We start from the raw sequence: 16,676 nt of genomic DNA, 5'->3' as shown, positions 1-16,676 counted from the left end.
ATTTTGGAATTCACTGCTAGACACTTAAATTTGGTACACACTGCGTACCAAATCTCAAATCATTCCATTTAAGTCTTATCGAGATTTAAAAAATAACGAGTTGCTTTAAGTTCGCCAGTTCGTTTGAGAATATTTTTTTTAACTAAGTCGTTTAGATCCCTGGTTGTTGTAGCGATCGGTGCGCCTGTTATACTCATATAATTTTTAGCACTTAAACCACCTACGAATCCATCAGGCCCCGCATGAAATAATCTCAATAAAGCCTTTTCTTGCCTTGGATTAATTTTCCCTTCCGCTTCCCTTAAAATAACAGCCTTCTTAATAATAAAATCAATATACAAATAAGTACTTTGTTGCGCTTCTAGAGCGATGTTAGCAAACCATATCAGCCAAGATGTTAGGTCTAAGGTTTTACTTGCCAAACCTAATTGTTGATAATATTCCTTTCTCTTTTTTAATAATATTTTAGCCAATACCGTCATTACTGGTTTTGAAAATCCTTGCGATAAGGCTTTTTCTGCTATAGCTCGCCCTATTCTTCCATTTCCATCTTCAAAAGGATGGATACTCTCAAACCATAAATGAGCTATTCCTGCTCGGGTCAATGTGGGTAAAGGAATTGAACCGGTGAGAGAACTACGTTCAAACCAATCAATAAACTGATCCATTTCGGCTGGAACAGATGATGAGGGAGGCGCTTCAAAATGTATTTTTCGATCATAATCAGGGCCAGAAACAATTTGCATTGCTTCTTCATGCTTACGATATTGCCCAATATGTTCCAAATGATGGCTATTACCCATTAAAAATTGATGCCATTCAAATAAAACCTGATGTGTTAGTGGACTAGGAATCGTTTGATATAAATTAACCATCATTTTAGCGATCCCATGCTCTGCCATGCTCGCTCTAGGAATTTCTGTAGACAACCCTAACTCTTTTTTTATAGAAGATTGAACGCTATCTCTGTTTAAATGCTCCCCTTCAATTTCAGAGCTATCCAAAGCATCAGTACACATTAAATCGATAAATAAATTTTGCTTACCTTCTTGAGAAATATGTTGTGAGGAACCAATAATAATCCCAGCACTCTCAGTAAAAGACTGTTCAAACACAACTAATTTATCTGAGTCCCAAGTAAAATTAGGCCAATTATCAAGCTGCCAATTCCATTTCATGATTAATAACCTCATCTTTTATTAATCATAATATAGCACATCAATGATTAATAAATCATGATTTTATTACTCAACATTAATTTCTTTATAAGTTTAGTGAATTAATTAAATGGTTTTTTGCATTAGTTTGTAATGTGGGAGATTACCATTTTAAATATTAAATTTGATTCCAAAAGTTTAACATTGCAAAGCAATGTATATTGCGCCCTTAGAAAATTCTTTTCTCGGGAAAATTGAAAATCGAATATGAATTTCAATTCAAAATCTCTATTGGGTCGTACAGGAGAGCTCAGTAGTCAAGTAATCCTTGACCACTAAATAGCAATTTATAAAAAGTTAAATTCTGAACTGCATTAATTTGAAATTTTAATTAAATTAAATGAACATTCCGGAACTTCGGATACTTCATCTAATATTGGAGATTTATGGGAGACAACCGGATTATTAAATTTGGCACGCAGCGCGTTCCAAATTGCTGAGAAGAGAAATTGTCCCCTTCAAACAAATGACAAAAACATTTGAACAATATATTAATAATTTTGAGTGGTACAAGTGGAACTAAGAGGACAACTTGATTTTACTGGGCTATCAGCGTTCCACGTTCAAAATTTGCAATGGTACTAGTAGAACATTATGTAGAGCATATCTATATTTTTATTAAACTCGTAATAATCTCACTCAGTGATTTCATGGATTCTTCCCAGCTAGCAGGATTTTTATTGTATACTAAAGGACCAATAAAGTTTTGATATCTCACTTTGAACTTCTCCTGTTCTTGAATCCGTTCAAAACCATATAGGAGTTCTTTGTAAGGATCATCTCTAAATTGAGGGTGCTGGTTACCAAACTCTTTAATATCTATTTCAATGACTTCCTTGACTAATTTACTTATTTCGTTCTTATCTGCATTAGATTGATTTATGAGATGGAGATCGTAAATATGTCGAACCAATGTATCATCTTCATTTCTTGAAGGATTTCTTTCATAAGACGCGGTTCTTCTGAGTAAAGCCACTAGTTTTTCACTTGCTGTAAGTTCGATAGATGCGCAATCACATTGAGGAATTTCTGGAGGTAATTTAAGTATCTTCGAATACATTGAAGAAATTGGTGCTTTAATGGTTGTATCAAGAAGGGATGATTCCGTTATTTCTAACTGGTCTCAGGACGAATGGCACTTATGGTAGGATGAAAACGAGGATATTTCACATGGAATTGTAAATATTTGCCCTCATCGCGCTTTCTTTTTTCACTCAACTCAAATATTGTGCGCGCATCTAACAATGCATAAAGTTTCTGATGAAGATAACCACGTAATTTTCGTTGCTGTCCTCTCGTTTCGTTTTGAACATCCGAGGATGGTATTAACTTGATATCCACATCTTCAGACATACGAAATATTTCTATGTGAGCCTTGGATAAGCAAGTCCCACCTGCAAAAACAATTGAATATCCAGGATCATTGATAGAATGAAGCAACTTTAATAATTGAATAGCATAGTAGTCCTTTTCTACGAGAACTGGTTCTTCTATACCAAGAGCATCAGCAACATCTGCAAAAATCGTAGGGTCTATTTCTTCCATTAAGGGCTAACAACCTTTAGGGTAAATTTATCTGTTCCTATTTTACGGTTAAACCTGCTTTTTACGACAAACTCAGCATTTGCGGGTATTTGTGTAGAGTTCGTGAGATAAGATTTCGTTGCATTGGAGTATTGCCACTTTACACCAAGTCGAGTTAATGCTTCTCTAGAGATGGCTGTAAACCCTCCTTCAGCAGCAAGCATAGGTTTGCCAGTAATTCTATTTATTCTAGCTTTTGCATACAAACCATAACCTATTTTGAGCAACTTTCCTTCTCTGGATAATTCTTTTAATGCTCTGCCCACTTGATCATAATCACTTAATTTTTCAAAATCAGAGCGTAAAAAAACCTGCCGTTTAGATCGGCCGATCTTTTTCTCAATTCTACTTCTAAGTGATACGCGTGACATGGCTCTGTTTTCCGAGAGTTTCTTATAACATGATTATAGCAAAAATACGACACTTTTCAAAACAAAAATACGACACTTCATCTGATGTTCGTCCCACTCACCGTGAAGGAGTGATCGGTATTGGAGGACTTGGCCATATGGCGTTACAGTTTCTCAATAAATGGGGATGCGAAGTAACGGCGTTTTCCTGATAAAGAAGCCGAAGCCAAGCAGATGGGGGCACACTATGTTGTTAATTCTAAGATAATAAAGCGATAGAAAAGCTACAAAGGTACGCAGAAATATGAAATCCAAAATGCTCTCACCTTTTGAAAAATATTTCCTTGGACAACGCAGCATTGTCGAAACAGTTATTGAACAATTAAAATCAATTTGCCAAATTGAACACACGAGACATCATAAGCCTGATAATTTTGTTATTAACCTCTTATCATGGTTAGCAGCTTATATGCTCAAAACGAGAAAACCTTCCCTAAAAATCCATGCACTTGAGAAAAATTTGGGAATACTTATATCGAGCTGAGGTTATGTAATTTTACCTGAACATATTCATATGATTTGAGAGTTACCAAAGGATGATTCGAACTATTCACAGCGTTCCTAATTTTGATTACCATCTTAAGCCTATTTTAATTTGCTCCAATGTCACATTAGATGCTGTTCTAAACGTGGTATATGGGTTTAAATTTGAGTCTTTGATCAATGATTGATTAGCAAAATCTTGCACGGTGTTCCATACCCATTCGATTCGGGCATTGAGTTTGGAGTTCACTGCTATTTCCATTCCCAAACCCAATTGTAGGCCCTGGCAATCTTTATCTGAGGAAAATTTTCCGGAAAAATTACCTAATACTCCAGTTTGGGTGATGCCCCCACTTAGTTGTATATTACTTATCAAATATCCTATACGGCCATATAATAGGGAGTGTTCATTTAAATAAAATCCTGGCCGTGCTGCAATACCGTATTGCCATCTTTGGCGAAATGTTCCATGAAGGGCTCGAGTGTAAAGTGCATTGGAATCAGTGAATTCAATATTCCCCTCATTGGAGCTGGCGTTATAAAAGCCTTCTAAAGCAAGATAAAAATTATTTATAAATCTCTTCCCATACCCCAAAAAAAGTTCACCTCCATAACCTGAACCATGCCAGTCAAAATGATCAAAATCGAGGAAAGGTAGGGCATTGCTGGATTCGATTCGCTCAAAATTATAAGATGCAGTATCTTTAATTACGGATAGTCCAAGATATAATCCAGGAATGTTTATTAAGCCTTTCTTTTCTATACTCCAACTCAAACTGGAGAACGCAAAGAGCAAAACTAAAGTGGCGATTATTCTTAGTATCATTTGTACATCCTTGAAGATTCTGGCAACTATAAATGTCCTCAAGGGTATGAAATTACAAAGAAATTTGCAATATCCAGCAAGGGTACTACATTAAAATGGTCTGACATCGACTTAAAAGCGAAAACATTTACTATTAATAAAACAAAAAACAATGAAGCCCATACCCTTCCCCTTTATGATTTGTTGATCGCTAGAAAGACAAAAGCAATGAACGACTATGTTTTCCCCAGGACCAGGAGCCGCAGGCCATATTATTGAACCACGCAAACAAATGGCACATGTGACAAAAAATTCGGGTGTTCATTTCACAATACATGATTTGAGACGAACATTCATTACCATTGCAGAAAGTCTGGATATCCCTGCTTATGCTTTAAAGCGTTTAATGAACCATAAGATGAGTAATGATGTGACCGCAGGATACATTATTGTTGATGTTGAACGATTAAGAAAACCCATGCAGCTTGTTACTGATTATGTTTTGAAGTGTATGGGAGTCTCTAAATCTGCTGATGTTATTGATATTCAGCCTACAAAAATAGCATAACCTTTCATTATGTCTCCAATTTGGACCGCAGGGAGAACCAAATTGGATATTGAATTATATTATTCATCAAATGGAAATTAGTTTATTTTTTATTATACAGTTAAACTAAAAGTTTATGTAGGCAATAAAATATAAACCTATCTATTATCTCTTAATCCAGTTATTTAGGCTCTATTATCATGCTTCAAGAAGAAAAAATCTATATCGGTATTGATGCCTCCAAAACAACTTTAGATATATTTATCCTTCCAAACAAAAAGTATATGCAATTTACAAATGATATGTGCGGCATTCAGAAGTTACTTAGTAAAATACAACAACGATTTTCGGATGCATTGATTGTTATAGAATCGACGGGTGGATATGAGTCCCTCTAAGCCAGGAGCTGAGCAAAGCCAATCTAAAGATCTGTGTTGTAAATCCACGACAAATAAGGGATTTCGCTAAAGCTTCAGGAAGATTAGCTAAGACAGATAAAATGGAGCCAAAACCTAACGTTGTTTATAATGAGCAGCAACAGAAAATGGTCGCCAATAATATTGGGGACATTAACACCAAAGCAAATTGCTGCTTTAGCCGGTTTAGCGCCATTTAATCGAGACAGCGGTACTTTAAAAGGTAAACGAACCATCTGGGGTGGTGGAGGTTCTGTAAGAACGGCGCTTTATATGCCTACTCTAGTCGCTATAAAACATACCCATCAAATAAAGAATTTCTATAATAGATTATGTCTTGCTGGAAACTCCAAAATGACAGCTTTGATTGCTTGTATGAGAAAATTACTCATTATAATGAATGCCATGATTAGGAAAAAACAATGTTGGATTTTCGAATAAATGCAACTGTCTTGATTTTTAATTCAAGACAGTTGCTACTTGTTTTAGTTGATTTTTTTCGCCTTGGTTAGAAACTATTCCCTAGCTCACTGGAAGACGCTATAACTTGCGGGTTAATAAAATATTTATTGCATGCATTCTGTGATTTAAATCATTAAAATAACTTGGTGAGAAAGGACAAATAACACCAAGGATTAGATCATAATGATTTTTAAAAAACTTTTTTCTATCTCTCTACCACTACAAGTAATCATAGCGGTTATTGTTGGTGTTCTGACAGGATTGCTGATCGGAGATAAGGCAGTCATTTTTGAACCCATAGGTAGAATTTATACAATGTTAATGGAAACCGTTGTGTTCCCTTATATTATGTCCACACTGTTAGTCAGCCTTGGAGATTTATCGCCCTCGCTTTCAATCAAGCTATTAAAAAAGATATGGGTCTATTTTTTATTATTGTTACTTACCTATGGCACATTGATTATATTAGCCCAAGCAATACCATTAGGGACCACATTATCAACCTACGAACAAACAAACGCTCCTCAACAATCAGGAATTTTAGATTTTCTACTGCCAGAAAATCTATTTTATGATTTAACAAATAACTATATTCCGGCTGTTGTAATTTTTTGTATCTTATTTGGATTCATACTTCAGCTCATACCAAATAAATCAACCCTGTTTAGTGTATTGGAAACAATAAGCGACACCTGCCTATTATTTTGGAATCGGCTGGTTAAGTTCGCTCCTATTGCTACCTTTGCCTTATTGGCTTATATTTCTGGAACAATAAAATTCAACCAATTATATGATCTCAGCATATTTTTGATTTTATTTCTTATTGGTATTTTATTGCTTATTTTCTGGATCATCCCCATCACGATTTCTTCTTTTACTAATATTCGATATAAAGAAATCCTGCCTGAACTTCGAGATGCACTTATTATATCTGCCATCACGACATTATCTGTCGTTGCATTACCCTATATACAAAAAACTACAGAAAAGTTTATTGCTCATAAAAAATATGAGGTCGATACGAAAGAAAACAAAGATATCATTAAAACAATCTTACTGATCAATTATCCTCTCGCACAATTAGGCAATTTCTTTGTATATCTTTTCATCTTGTTTGCCTCACTCTATTTCAATTCGCCAATTAATAACTTGCAATATATCTTTCTGCCTGTTGTTTCATATCTCTCATCAATTGGATCACCATCGAGTTCTATTAACTCTGTTGCTTTTCTTGCTAATTGGGTGAGCTTGCCTATCGATACAGTTAATCTTTATATGAGCTTATTGCCACTTATTCGCTATGGACAAGTGTTATTGTCTGTCATGGGTTTTGCCTTTATTTCTATCATTGGTACTTTCGTGTTCTTTGGATATGCAAGAATAAACTATAAAAAAATAGCTGGTCATTTCATCGTCGCTTATGCGTTACTCTTCATGCTTACCTTTGCTTTAAAAAGCGTATTTCCCAACCCGGGAGAAAAAAATTATACGCGATTGAATTCATTTTCATTAAGCAGAACACTTGTTGCTAATACTCAGGCAACCATCATGCCATCTTTTGATGAAAAAAATATCTCATCGAAAGAAAGTATAGAAGACGCTTTATTTCGTATACAAAGAACCGGCGTATTACGAGTGGGATTTAATGCGGATATGCGTCCTTTTGCTTTTTACAACAAACAAAATCAATTAGTCGGCTATGATATCGCCTATGCTTATGCACTTGCCAAGGCATTGAACTCTCGCCTCGAATTTATCCCTTTTACTTGGCAATATTTAGTTCGCGACCTGACAGCCAATAAGTTTGATATTGCCATGTCGGCCATTTACGCAACTGAACAACGATTGACAAGCAGCATGTTCACACGACCGTATTTTCATAGTCCAGTTTCTTTAATTGTACCTAAAGATAAGCAAAATCAATTTCAAACTGCAGATCAGATAAAAAATATGGAAAAATTAAGGATCGGTGTATTTAATGATCCCGTTTTAATTCCATTAATTCAAAAAAACTTTCCTAACGCGCGTATTGTGATCTTGCCAAATATAAGCGGTAACGCGCCTGCACAAGCCTTCGAGCAGAATCTGATTGATGCCATTTTGTGGAGCCAAGCTCAAACTCAAGTGTGGGTCTTGGCACATCCTGATTATGTTTCTGTTGTGCCTTCAGGCGTTCCTGCACCATTTCTCATTGCGTATATGGTACAGCGTAACTCACCTCAATTATTAAATTTTTTAAATTATTGGCTTACACTCAAGAAAAATGATGGATTCCAGAAAAAAATGTACAATCAATGGATATTAATTCGGCCCAGTACTGATCATCAACCACGATGGAGCATTTGGAGAAGTATATCAAATCGGCATGGTTCAAATCAGTGAACACTTCACATCAAGTAGCAACTGTCTTGAAAAAAATTTTCAAGACAGTTGCGTCTGTTCAAAAGTCCAATATTGTTTTTTCTTAATCAGAACATTCATAATGATGAGTAATTTACGCATACAAGCGATTAAAGCGGTCATTTAAGCTTTTCCTGCCTCACATAATCGTTGATAGAAAACTCTTAGCAGAATGGTTTTCCTCATAAAAAATAAGAGTAAACACTCCAGGGTTGTTATGGAAAAGATCACTACGAAGTTTGAAGGATTACCTAAAAAAATGCTGAAAACAATTACGTTTGATCAGAGCTCTGAGTTTGCTGAGCACCAATATCTTGAAGAGCATATGAAGTGTGAGGTTTATTATTGCGAAGCACATTCACCATGGCAGAAAGGAAGTAATGAAAATATGAATGGTCGATTAAGAAAATACTTACCAAAAAATGCTAAAATTAACCTAATAACACAAGAGGAACTTGATGTAATAGCAGCCAAAATGAACCGGTGCCCTAGGAAGGGTATCGGCTATAAAACGCCCAATGAACTGTTTATACAGCAATTTAAAAATGATTGTCGCATTTGGAGTTAAAACTCGCCCTCAAAAGACATTCTTAACTTATTGATTTTACAATGCCGCTGCGCAGAATCGAACTGCGGACCTTCTGATTACGAATCGAACCATATACCTGCTTCATGAGACTTCATCAAAGTTCATTAAAAATAAAAACATATTCAAAAATTACTACAAGCCATTGAAGTATAATGATTTTTCTTATTCATCGTTAATCATCACACTTCGCCAATTGCCATCATATAAAGGGAACGTTTAAAGGAACTTTTTAATAAAACGTTCTTCCCATTATGAATCATTAGATGTATGCTTCCGAAAAATAAAAGTTTTTACAGGTGTCACATCTGTCACTTTTGTCACTAAATAAAGTTATAAGGTTTAAATATGAAATGGACAGATAAAGAAATTAATGCGTTTAAACCAGAGGAAGGACAAATAAAGCCTCGCGATATTCGTGAAAAAAGTGGGAATGGCTTTGGAATTACAATTTTTCCTTCTGGTGAGAAAAGTTTTATATATATTTATCATTTTCATGGACGTAAAAGACGGATGACATTAGGGAAATATCCTCACTGCTCTTTAGCTGATGCAAGAAAACTACATCGCGAAGCATTAAAAATGTTAGAAGAAGGAAAAGACCCTGCGCTTGAAAAGAAAAATGTAAAAATTGCAGAGCGCGATGCATCTACAGTAAATGCATTGATAGAGGAATATATTGAAGTTTGGGCTAAACCAAGAAAACGCTCCTGGCAAGAAGATCAAAGATTTTTATACAAAGAAGTTAAACCCTTTTGGGGCAAGTTAAAAGCAAATGAAATAACTAAAAGACAAGTTATTCTTCTGCTTGATCAAATAAAAGAACGAGGTGCCCCAATCGCAGCAAACAGAGGATTTGCTTGTATTCGTCGTATGTTTAATTTTGCTGTAGAACGAGACATTATCACTATAAGCCCCTGCACTTCCGTTAAACCAGTTGCAAAAGAAAATCAACGTGATCGTGTGTTATCTGCCGAGGAGATCAAAATCCTGTGGCATGCATTGGAAAAAATACCCAATCAAAATACGACGCACGACATCAAAATGTCAGAGCAAACTAAACTCGTACTAAAATTGCAACTTGTTCTAGGGCAACGCAAAGGAGAAATCATCTCAGCGGAATGGTCTGAAATTGACATGAAGTCCGGATGGTGGACTATTCCAGCAGCAAAAGCAAAAAATGGTCAAGCTCATAGAGTGCCTTTAACTACATTCGCTAAAAAATTACTAGAAGAAACAAAACAATTAAGTGGTAACTCTAATTTTCTTTTCCCAGCAAAATTAAAAGATACCCATATAAGGGGTACCTCTATTGATCATGCTGTACGTCGTAGCTCTTTTATTGGCGTGAAAGCATGGACACCCCATGATCTCAGAAGAACTGTTGCTTCTCATATCACTTCTATGGGAATTCCACGATTAGTAGTTAGCAAAATATTAAACCATGTCGAGAGTAGTGTCACCGCTATATATGATCGACATGGGTATGATAATGAAAAGCTAAATGCCTTGGAAGCATGGGCGCAGAAGCTTAATGAAGTTATTTATGAGGTTGAAGACAGCAAAATTATTAATTTTAGGGGCATAAAATGAGCGATGACAAACCATGGACATGGGAACAATTTGTAAACAAATTAAAAATAATGTTTTCTTTTAATCCTAACTTTGATTTGGTGAAGCATTTTCGAGAACTTCATTCATGTATTCAATATAGAGAAAGAATAAGAGAAGAATTTAAGCTGAAATCGAAAGAGCATGATAAAAAATTAATTAGAAAAACAGTACGTGATTTGGAAAAATCCTTGATTCCTTTAGAAAAGAATTCCTTGCGAAATCAAGAGACGATTAACTCTACAAAAAATACCATCAACAAGCATACTGATGCTCTTCACTGGAATATAATTATTCCTCAACGGTATTCGAAAACCCAGATATATATCTCTAAATTGTGCGGTATTTTTTATGAAGGAACAGGTCAAATGCCAGCAGTAAAATCAAATAGAAAATCTTTCTATGGTTCAGGCGAGTACGAACGTTATAGCGGAAATTTTTATGAGTTTCTATTGGAAGCAAAACCGCTTTTAGCAGAAATCGGTATTGAACTAGGAGATAACTATGAAACGATTGGAAAATATGCTTACCAAATCGTAAATGGAGATAAAACCAAAGGAAGTATTTCATTCGCCAAGTTACTAGAAGAGATGGAAACGAATCCAGATACCATATAAAAGATACAGAATGAGTAATTTATTTTATGCCTATCCGTTCCATGACGCAGTTTTATTATTTTTATTAAATTCGACGAAACCTCGTCATGCTCAATTATTATACAAAAACATCAAGATTCTGATACTCTTTAAGTTCCTTGGATAACCATAAGGTTAATAAATATGACAAAAGCATTACCCATACGTGGCGTGATTCGTTGGCCAGGATTAAGAACGCTTTTTAATGATGATATCAGTCGAAGCACAATTGATAGGTGGATAAAAGATAAAAGGTTCCCTGCAAAGATTCAATTAGGGAAAAATTCTGTTGGTTGGGATCTCGTAGAAGTAGAACAATGGTTCCAAGAAAAAGCTAGAACAACTAAAGGAGTCATATAATGTATTGGTCGAATCAAAAGCCACCGTTCGCAGCGATGGCCAAAGAAAAAAGTAGTCTCGTTCAATCTCTAGAAGAACGCTACCTCAAAGATCTTAAACGAAATTATGCAAAACGCATAGATAATATTAATTTAATCAAATCGAACAATAAATTATCGGAAAAGATCGATGTATTAAGTGATGCTATAAGTAAAGGAGGTAATGAATGATTGCCTCATCATCCATAGCAGAACAGAAGTTTAGTGACTTCTTGGCGTCCAATGGTCATCCATTGGACGGGGAAGTTAATTGTGATTCGAGCTCTTTTCATTACCTAAAATGTCCTCATGGTAATTCAACGGACGCCAGGTATAAATTTTATGCCGATGGTATTCCTTCAGGATACTTTAAATGCTGGCATTGCGGTATCGAAGATGATTTTTGTTCAAAACAAAAACATGAAGTATCGCAGCAAGAATGGATAACTTATAAACAGCGATTAGCAGATGAAAGAAAAAGAAACGAGATCGAAACTAAAAAAAGACATGTTGCAGTTGCAACTTTAGCTCAGAGAGTATTTTCTGTAGCGGGTGAAAAAGAAGCATCTGAACATGGTTATATGAAATTAAAACAAGTCAAAAATTATGGACTGCGAGTTATAACTTGTGAAAGTGAAAACACAAAGCAAGCAGAATGTTATAAAGGCACTTTATTGGTGCCTTGTTATAACGCTGATAATGAATTAGTAAACATAGAGCGAATTTATTTTGATAAAGAGAAAACCAAATACCAAAAAAGGCCTCTGGAGGGTGGTCAACGTAATGGTGCTTACTTCCCTATTGGAAACCCCACAAAAAACAGCAAAGCCATACTTCTTACAGAAGGTGTTGGTACTGGCTTTACTGTTTATGAAGCTAGCGGACTACCTGTAGCCATAACGTTCAACTGCAATAACCTGCAAAATGTTGCTGAAATCCTTCGTAAAAAATATCCAGAAACAAAATTGCTTATTATTGCGGATGATGACCGATGGCATGCTGAAGTTAAATTACGTCATGCAGGTGTCAAAGCTGCAAAGAAAGTCTGCGCAAACGTTGAGGCGGTATCTTACGTCTTACCTGATTTCGAAACTTTAAATCTATCAGAAAAGCGATTAAGTGAATTAAAGCCCACTGATATGAATGATCTATTTGTTCATTTGGTATCAGGTAGCTTAGATGCTACAGAAGCTTTAGCAATAATACGTGAACAGATTTTAGCAGCCGTTTCTAAATCAGAACCTATGCCTCACTCAGCCATATTAAATCAACTGCTTGAAAAAGTAACTGAAGTAAATTTTGCACAATTGGCTGAACTTAAAGAAGGGGAAAAACTAAAGAATAGTCAAATCCAAGTTATTATTATCGATCAAATTTTAATGCTTGCAAAAAATAATAACTGGGGGTTATGCAAACAACATGATTTTCTTTATTTATTCAACAGCGAATATTGGAGTTTAGTGGAAGAAGATGAATTAAAGACCTTTTTAGGTAACGCAGCTTCAAAAATGGGACTTCGTAATGTTCATGCTCAACATTTTAATTTTAAAGATCAGCTGTATAAGCAGTTTATGGCTGCCGCTAATTTGCCAAAACCGGAACAACCAAAAGATGTCATTAACATTAACCTAAAAAATGGAACTTTTGAGGTCACTCCAAATGGTAATAAGTTAAATCCTTTTAATCGAAGCGACTTCATGACGTATCAACTACCCTTTGAATATGATCCAGAAGCAAAAGCGCCGATCTTCAATGCTTATTTAAATAAAGTTCTCCCTGAAAAAGCGTTACAAAATATCCTAGCGGAGTATTTAGGTTATGTATTTATCCGGCCAAGTACATTGAAATTAGAAAAAACACTATTGTTATATGGTTCTGGTGCTAATGGTAAATCGGTGTTTTATGAAATTGTACGCAGCCTTTTAGGAGAACAAAATACATCAGAATTCTCATTACAAAGTCTTACCAATGAAAACGGCTACTTTAGAGCTATGATTGCAAATAAATTGGTTAATTACGCCAGTGAAATAAATGGCAAGCTTGTAGCTTCAATATTTAAACAATTAGTCAGCGGTGAGCCTGTAGAAGCACGATTACCTTATGGCCGCCCTTTTACCTTAACGCAATATGCAAAACTTATATTTAATTGCAACGAATTGCCCAAAGATGTAGAGCAAACGGAAGCATATTTCAGGAGATTTATAATTATACCATTTGAAGTAACTATTCCAGAGCAAGAGCAAGATAAACAATTAGCACAAAAAATAATTAAAAATGAATTATCTGGCGTATTTAATTGGGTACTTCAGGGACTTGGAAGACTATTACAGAAAAAACATTTTACAGAGAGCGAAACGGTAAAACTTGCTCGTGACAAATATGAAAAAGAATCAGATAGTGTGAAGCTTTTTCTAGAGGAAGAGGGCTATTTCCCTCATCTTATGAATTATGAACCAATTAAACGCCTGTACGCTCAATATCGAATGTTTTGTCAGGATGGAGGATTTATTCCTGTTAATCAATTAAATTTTCAAAAAAGACTGGGGATGAGCAAAATTCTTGTGCAGAAAAAAAATGTAGGAAAGGTTGCTTTCCTCACTAATAAGATAGAATACAAAAACATTGATTAAATTATGCATCAGATTGAAGGATGCAAGAAATAAAATGGAATGCAAAATGAATCATAACACTAAAGATAAAAACCTAATGAACCAACCTAAGGATCAAATTTACTGTTTTGCAAAAGGTGTGGAGGAAAAAATCATTTCTAATGTGCAGTTAAATTATGCAGAAACCCAAATTGACCTTACTAATTTGAGTGAAGAAGAAAAACAGTTAAAGTTAAATAACGCTCAGCAAATAGTAGAATGCTTTGCTCATTCCCTTGGCGCACAAAATTTATTACAACACATGCTGGCTACACAATTATTGGGAGTGCACGAGTTGCAGCAAAAACTTCTTATCTACGCCAGAAAATCGATGCATTATCCTGAGCAAAGCCAGTATTATATAAATGCGATAGCTAAGCTCTCTAACGTATTTATACAGCAAGTCTCCTTGTTACATAAGCTACAGGGAAATAGTCAGCAAAAAGTAGTGGTAGAACACTTGCATATCAATGAAGGTGGGCAGGCAATTGTAGGTCAGGTAACCGCTCATTCAAAGGGGGTAGATAATGAAAAATGAAATTAACCCCATACAAGCAGATAATACTTCCTCTTATCCTTTTCAATTCTCGCCGCGGTGTGGAGCTAAAACCAGACAAGGAACATCCTGCAAAGCCCCTGCTGTTAGTAATAAAAAACGTTGTCGTATGCATGGTGGTGCTTCCGGTAGTGGTGCACCTCAAGGTAATAAAAATGCCCTATCACACGGTCACACAACAGTCAAAGCTAAGGCAATAAGAAAAGTAGTTAGTCAGGTGATTAAAGAGAGTCGAAAGCTTGCGCAAGAGATTGGCTAGCAATCGATAAATTTATTTATTATTAATAACATGAGTTATTCTTTGGATAAGGAATAAGTCAATTCTCTTTTTTAAAATTACTCAAAATGATATCTGCGTCCAATAGTCCATTAGCATTATCTTTATATAATTTTATTGCAATATATGTTATTGGTTTTTCCATTGTATACACATCACCACCAGAAAATGTTGTAGTAGTATTCCTTGTGGAATTTCCATAAGCATTATAGTTCCCATAACCATAGTTACCATAAATTGAGCTTCTCGAATTCGATGTTGTATTGGCAGTAACTGGTGTTCGATAAAAACTTCTATTTACATTTGAAGATGAACTAATAACCTTGAAATATTTATATCCCTTTTCCCTTGTTAATTCAGCAGAACGTCTCAAAGCATATTTAAAAGCCTGATCCATATTTGTATAAGCATTTCCTTGAAACTTGACAACATAAGTATCGTTAGCTACTTGTAACTCACTAAACCCTCCAGTTAACCCATCAGGATGGTAGCCAGTTGAACAACCAAACAACATAATAATTAGAGAAATAATTGGTATTATTTTTTTCATTTTTTCACCGAGTTTCCTAGTTGAAATTAACGTTCTCCATTTTATTATTGATTCTTCCATTGTTTTTTTAATGATTTCACTCTGGCATTATTATGTCACTTATTAGTACAGTACTCTGAGAGTGGAATTGGTTTTTTAGCAACCTTTAAATAATCGTTATAATTTTTTTTGCAGCCTTCATTTGCTTCTATTTTTTTTGCATTTGCATACTTAACAGCAGCTACTCCAGCACCTATTGCTGCAACGGCACAGCTTTGAAGTTGCGATATTCCCAAAATGATTATTGGAGAAATAAACATCATTTTTATTTTTTTCATACACATACACCTATTAATTTAATTTCAACACTTACTTGGTATTGGGTAACTAGAATACATAACCACCGAAAAACCAAAACCAACTAATTGTTGTATTAGCTTTGGATTTTTTTTGTATTGCTCAGATAAAAATTCAACACCATCTTTAACCGACTTGCGTTCTAAAAATGGATAATAATTTCTGTAGCACTTTGCTAGCTCTTCACCACCAAATAATTCTATGGAAACCATATAAGCTGAAAAGGCCTGTGCTATGGCTGTATTACATATCTCTAAATTTTGAATATATTCCTTCCCTTCACAGGCCCGCAGGAAATCTTGGCCTGTATATACTCCTACTGAGTAAATAGATTTATTTATAACAAGGCAAAAAATTAGGAAAAATATTTTTTTGTTTGAAAACATAACTTGAGTTATTAATTAGTTAGTAACAAACATTATTATGACAATGCACACCAGAGCGAGGATTTCCTGCCCTGTGCCTCTGAACAAAGGTACCATTTTTCTTGAAATATGGTCTGACATTATGTGTTCTATACTGAGAACCGTATTTAGGCGTCCTATAATGATAGCTATATCGTTTGGCGTATGAAGAGGTACTTAGTTGCATAAGACAAAATGACACACTCAATAACAGTACCTTTAATTTCATGGATTATCTCTACATCTGCAAAAAGAAATTAAAATAGTGACTACCGATAATTATTGTATTTTTGAGTTGACTTTATATTTGAAAACTCGCGGTATATACACCTATTTATTTAATATGAGCAGAACATAGCCTACTCAAAATTG

The 16,676-nt window shown here is 35.0% G+C and carries 18 protein-coding genes and 2 pseudogenes; 12 read left to right on the top strand and 8 right to left on the bottom strand.

What is annotated here, in order from left to right:
• Window positions 1-68: 68 nt before the first annotated feature.
• The 4 genes from FOLKNPGA_RS06150 to FOLKNPGA_RS06135 form a co-directional block, all read right to left on the bottom strand.
• Entirely contained in the window at window positions 69-1,178 is a 1,110-nt protein-coding gene (locus FOLKNPGA_RS06150) for a Fic family protein (RefSeq protein ID WP_182352163.1), read from the bottom strand.
• 646 nt (window positions 1,179-1,824) lie between these two features.
• On the bottom strand, window positions 1,825-2,277 hold the full coding sequence (locus FOLKNPGA_RS06145; RefSeq protein ID WP_255466060.1) for a nucleotidyl transferase AbiEii/AbiGii toxin family protein: 453 nt from the start codon (window positions 2,275-2,277) through the stop codon (window positions 1,825-1,827).
• 53 nt (window positions 2,278-2,330) lie between these two features.
• Window positions 2,331-2,762 carry a nucleotidyl transferase AbiEii/AbiGii toxin family protein gene (locus FOLKNPGA_RS06140; protein ID WP_182352162.1) on the bottom strand — a complete coding sequence of 144 codons (432 nt, stop codon included), beginning with the start codon at window positions 2,760-2,762 and terminating at the stop codon, window positions 2,331-2,333.
• Complete coding sequence (locus FOLKNPGA_RS06135) at window positions 2,762-3,172, bottom strand: DUF6088 family protein (protein WP_182352161.1); 411 nt, start codon at window positions 3,170-3,172, stop codon at window positions 2,762-2,764. The genes FOLKNPGA_RS06140 and FOLKNPGA_RS06135 overlap by 1 nt, the downstream gene beginning before the upstream one ends.
• Before the next feature lie 283 nt (window positions 3,173-3,455).
• Between FOLKNPGA_RS06135 and FOLKNPGA_RS06130 the strand changes: the two genes are divergently transcribed.
• A complete protein-coding gene (locus FOLKNPGA_RS06130; RefSeq protein WP_182352160.1) occupies window positions 3,456-3,695 on the top strand; it encodes a transposase in 240 nt (79 codons plus the stop codon).
• Window positions 3,696-3,782: 87 nt separating this feature from the next.
• Here FOLKNPGA_RS06130 and FOLKNPGA_RS06125 read toward each other — a convergent pair whose 3' ends face one another.
• Entirely contained in the window at window positions 3,783-4,520 is a 738-nt protein-coding gene (locus FOLKNPGA_RS06125) for an outer membrane protein (protein WP_182352159.1), read from the bottom strand.
• Window positions 4,521-4,598: 78 nt separating this feature from the next.
• Here FOLKNPGA_RS06125 and FOLKNPGA_RS06120 point away from each other — a divergent pair.
• The 11 genes and pseudogenes from FOLKNPGA_RS06120 to FOLKNPGA_RS06070 all read left to right on the top strand — a co-directional run.
• Window positions 4,599-5,067 (top strand): annotated as a pseudogene (locus FOLKNPGA_RS06120) (tyrosine-type recombinase/integrase); the annotation flags it as partial.
• 179 nt (window positions 5,068-5,246) lie between these two features.
• Window positions 5,247-5,903 (top strand): annotated as a pseudogene (locus FOLKNPGA_RS19190) (transposase).
• A gap of 204 nt (window positions 5,904-6,107) precedes the next feature.
• Window positions 6,108-8,306: a cation:dicarboxylate symporter family transporter gene (locus FOLKNPGA_RS06110; RefSeq protein ID WP_182352158.1), complete on the top strand. Its 2,199-nt coding sequence runs from the start codon at window positions 6,108-6,110 to the stop codon at window positions 8,304-8,306.
• A 235-nt stretch (window positions 8,307-8,541) separates the two neighbouring features.
• Complete coding sequence (locus FOLKNPGA_RS06105) at window positions 8,542-8,892, top strand: IS30 family transposase (protein WP_232890751.1); 351 nt, start codon at window positions 8,542-8,544, stop codon at window positions 8,890-8,892.
• Window positions 8,893-9,258: 366 nt separating this feature from the next.
• A complete protein-coding gene (locus FOLKNPGA_RS06100) occupies window positions 9,259-10,503 on the top strand; it encodes a site-specific integrase (RefSeq protein WP_182352157.1) in 1,245 nt (414 codons plus the stop codon).
• Window positions 10,500-11,138 (top strand): hypothetical protein, encoded by a 639-nt coding sequence (locus FOLKNPGA_RS06095; protein WP_182352156.1) that lies wholly within the window; start codon window positions 10,500-10,502, stop codon window positions 11,136-11,138. Before FOLKNPGA_RS06100 ends, FOLKNPGA_RS06095 begins: the two co-directional genes overlap by 4 nt.
• Before the next feature lie 162 nt (window positions 11,139-11,300).
• Window positions 11,301-11,516 carry an AlpA family transcriptional regulator gene (locus FOLKNPGA_RS06090; RefSeq protein WP_182352155.1) on the top strand — a complete coding sequence of 72 codons (216 nt, stop codon included), beginning with the start codon at window positions 11,301-11,303 and terminating at the stop codon, window positions 11,514-11,516.
• Window positions 11,516-11,725, top strand: a complete 210-nt coding sequence (locus FOLKNPGA_RS06085; protein ID WP_182352154.1) for a hypothetical protein — start codon at window positions 11,516-11,518, stop codon at window positions 11,723-11,725. Before FOLKNPGA_RS06090 ends, FOLKNPGA_RS06085 begins: the two co-directional genes overlap by 1 nt.
• Window positions 11,722-14,163: a phage/plasmid primase, P4 family gene (locus FOLKNPGA_RS18790; protein WP_220471053.1), complete on the top strand. Its 2,442-nt coding sequence runs from the start codon at window positions 11,722-11,724 to the stop codon at window positions 14,161-14,163. The genes FOLKNPGA_RS06085 and FOLKNPGA_RS18790 overlap by 4 nt, the downstream gene beginning before the upstream one ends.
• A 46-nt stretch (window positions 14,164-14,209) precedes the next feature.
• Window positions 14,210-14,719, top strand: a complete 510-nt coding sequence (locus FOLKNPGA_RS06075) for a hypothetical protein (RefSeq protein ID WP_182352153.1) — start codon at window positions 14,210-14,212, stop codon at window positions 14,717-14,719.
• Entirely contained in the window at window positions 14,709-14,996 is a 288-nt protein-coding gene (locus FOLKNPGA_RS06070) for an HGGxSTG domain-containing protein (protein WP_182352152.1), read from the top strand. The genes FOLKNPGA_RS06075 and FOLKNPGA_RS06070 overlap by 11 nt, the downstream gene beginning before the upstream one ends.
• Window positions 14,997-15,054: 58 nt before the next feature.
• Here the strand turns inward: FOLKNPGA_RS06070 and FOLKNPGA_RS06065 are convergent, their stop codons facing one another.
• The 3 genes from FOLKNPGA_RS06065 to FOLKNPGA_RS06055 all read right to left on the bottom strand — a co-directional run bounded on the left by FOLKNPGA_RS06065 (window position 15,055) and on the right by FOLKNPGA_RS06055 (window position 16,286).
• Complete coding sequence (locus tag FOLKNPGA_RS06065; protein WP_182352151.1) at window positions 15,055-15,564, bottom strand: hypothetical protein; 510 nt, start codon at window positions 15,562-15,564, stop codon at window positions 15,055-15,057.
• Window positions 15,565-15,659: 95 nt separating this feature from the next.
• On the bottom strand, window positions 15,660-15,881 hold the full coding sequence (locus FOLKNPGA_RS06060) for a hypothetical protein (RefSeq protein WP_182352150.1): 222 nt from the start codon (window positions 15,879-15,881) through the stop codon (window positions 15,660-15,662).
• A 24-nt stretch (window positions 15,882-15,905) separates the two neighbouring features.
• Window positions 15,906-16,286, bottom strand: a complete 381-nt coding sequence (locus FOLKNPGA_RS06055; RefSeq protein ID WP_182352149.1) for a hypothetical protein — start codon at window positions 16,284-16,286, stop codon at window positions 15,906-15,908.
• Window positions 16,287-16,676 lie beyond the last annotated feature (390 nt).

It is taken from the genome of Legionella sp. PC1000, from assembly GCF_014109805.1.
GTDB classification, from domain to species: Bacteria; Pseudomonadota; Gammaproteobacteria; order Legionellales; family Legionellaceae; genus Legionella; species Legionella resiliens.
Note: the sequence above shows the minus strand (reverse complement) of the source record. Positions and strands in the feature narration are given on the sequence as shown.

What these genes read in the sequence shown, in the direction of transcription:
- FOLKNPGA_RS06150 (WP_182352163.1), bottom strand. Translation starts at nt 1,178, where the DNA reads ATGAAATGGAATTGGCAGCTTGATAATTGGCCTAATTTTACTTGGGAC.
- FOLKNPGA_RS06145 (WP_255466060.1), bottom strand. Translation starts at nt 2,277, where the DNA reads ATGTATTCGAAGATACTTAAATTACCTCCAGAAATTCCTCAATGTGAT.
- FOLKNPGA_RS06140 (WP_182352162.1), bottom strand. Translation starts at nt 2,762, where the DNA reads ATGGAAGAAATAGACCCTACGATTTTTGCAGATGTTGCTGATGCTCTT.
- FOLKNPGA_RS06135 (WP_182352161.1), bottom strand. Translation starts at nt 3,172, where the DNA reads ATGTCACGCGTATCACTTAGAAGTAGAATTGAGAAAAAGATCGGCCGA.
- FOLKNPGA_RS06130 (WP_182352160.1), top strand. Translation starts at nt 3,456, where the DNA reads ATGAAATCCAAAATGCTCTCACCTTTTGAAAAATATTTCCTTGGACAA.
- FOLKNPGA_RS06125 (WP_182352159.1), bottom strand. Translation starts at nt 4,520, where the DNA reads ATGATACTAAGAATAATCGCCACTTTAGTTTTGCTCTTTGCGTTCTCC.
- FOLKNPGA_RS06110 (WP_182352158.1), top strand. Translation starts at nt 6,108, where the DNA reads ATGATTTTTAAAAAACTTTTTTCTATCTCTCTACCACTACAAGTAATC.
- FOLKNPGA_RS06105 (WP_232890751.1), top strand. Translation starts at nt 8,542, where the DNA reads ATGGAAAAGATCACTACGAAGTTTGAAGGATTACCTAAAAAAATGCTG.
- FOLKNPGA_RS06100 (WP_182352157.1), top strand. Translation starts at nt 9,259, where the DNA reads ATGAAATGGACAGATAAAGAAATTAATGCGTTTAAACCAGAGGAAGGA.
- FOLKNPGA_RS06095 (WP_182352156.1), top strand. Translation starts at nt 10,500, where the DNA reads ATGAGCGATGACAAACCATGGACATGGGAACAATTTGTAAACAAATTA.
- FOLKNPGA_RS06090 (WP_182352155.1), top strand. Translation starts at nt 11,301, where the DNA reads ATGACAAAAGCATTACCCATACGTGGCGTGATTCGTTGGCCAGGATTA.
- FOLKNPGA_RS06085 (WP_182352154.1), top strand. Translation starts at nt 11,516, where the DNA reads ATGTATTGGTCGAATCAAAAGCCACCGTTCGCAGCGATGGCCAAAGAA.
- FOLKNPGA_RS18790 (WP_220471053.1), top strand. Translation starts at nt 11,722, where the DNA reads ATGATTGCCTCATCATCCATAGCAGAACAGAAGTTTAGTGACTTCTTG.
- FOLKNPGA_RS06075 (WP_182352153.1), top strand. Translation starts at nt 14,210, where the DNA reads ATGAATCATAACACTAAAGATAAAAACCTAATGAACCAACCTAAGGAT.
- FOLKNPGA_RS06070 (WP_182352152.1), top strand. Translation starts at nt 14,709, where the DNA reads ATGAAAAATGAAATTAACCCCATACAAGCAGATAATACTTCCTCTTAT.
- FOLKNPGA_RS06065 (WP_182352151.1), bottom strand. Translation starts at nt 15,564, where the DNA reads ATGAAAAAAATAATACCAATTATTTCTCTAATTATTATGTTGTTTGGT.
- FOLKNPGA_RS06060 (WP_182352150.1), bottom strand. Translation starts at nt 15,881, where the DNA reads ATGAAAAAAATAAAAATGATGTTTATTTCTCCAATAATCATTTTGGGA.
- FOLKNPGA_RS06055 (WP_182352149.1), bottom strand. Translation starts at nt 16,286, where the DNA reads ATGTTTTCAAACAAAAAAATATTTTTCCTAATTTTTTGCCTTGTTATA.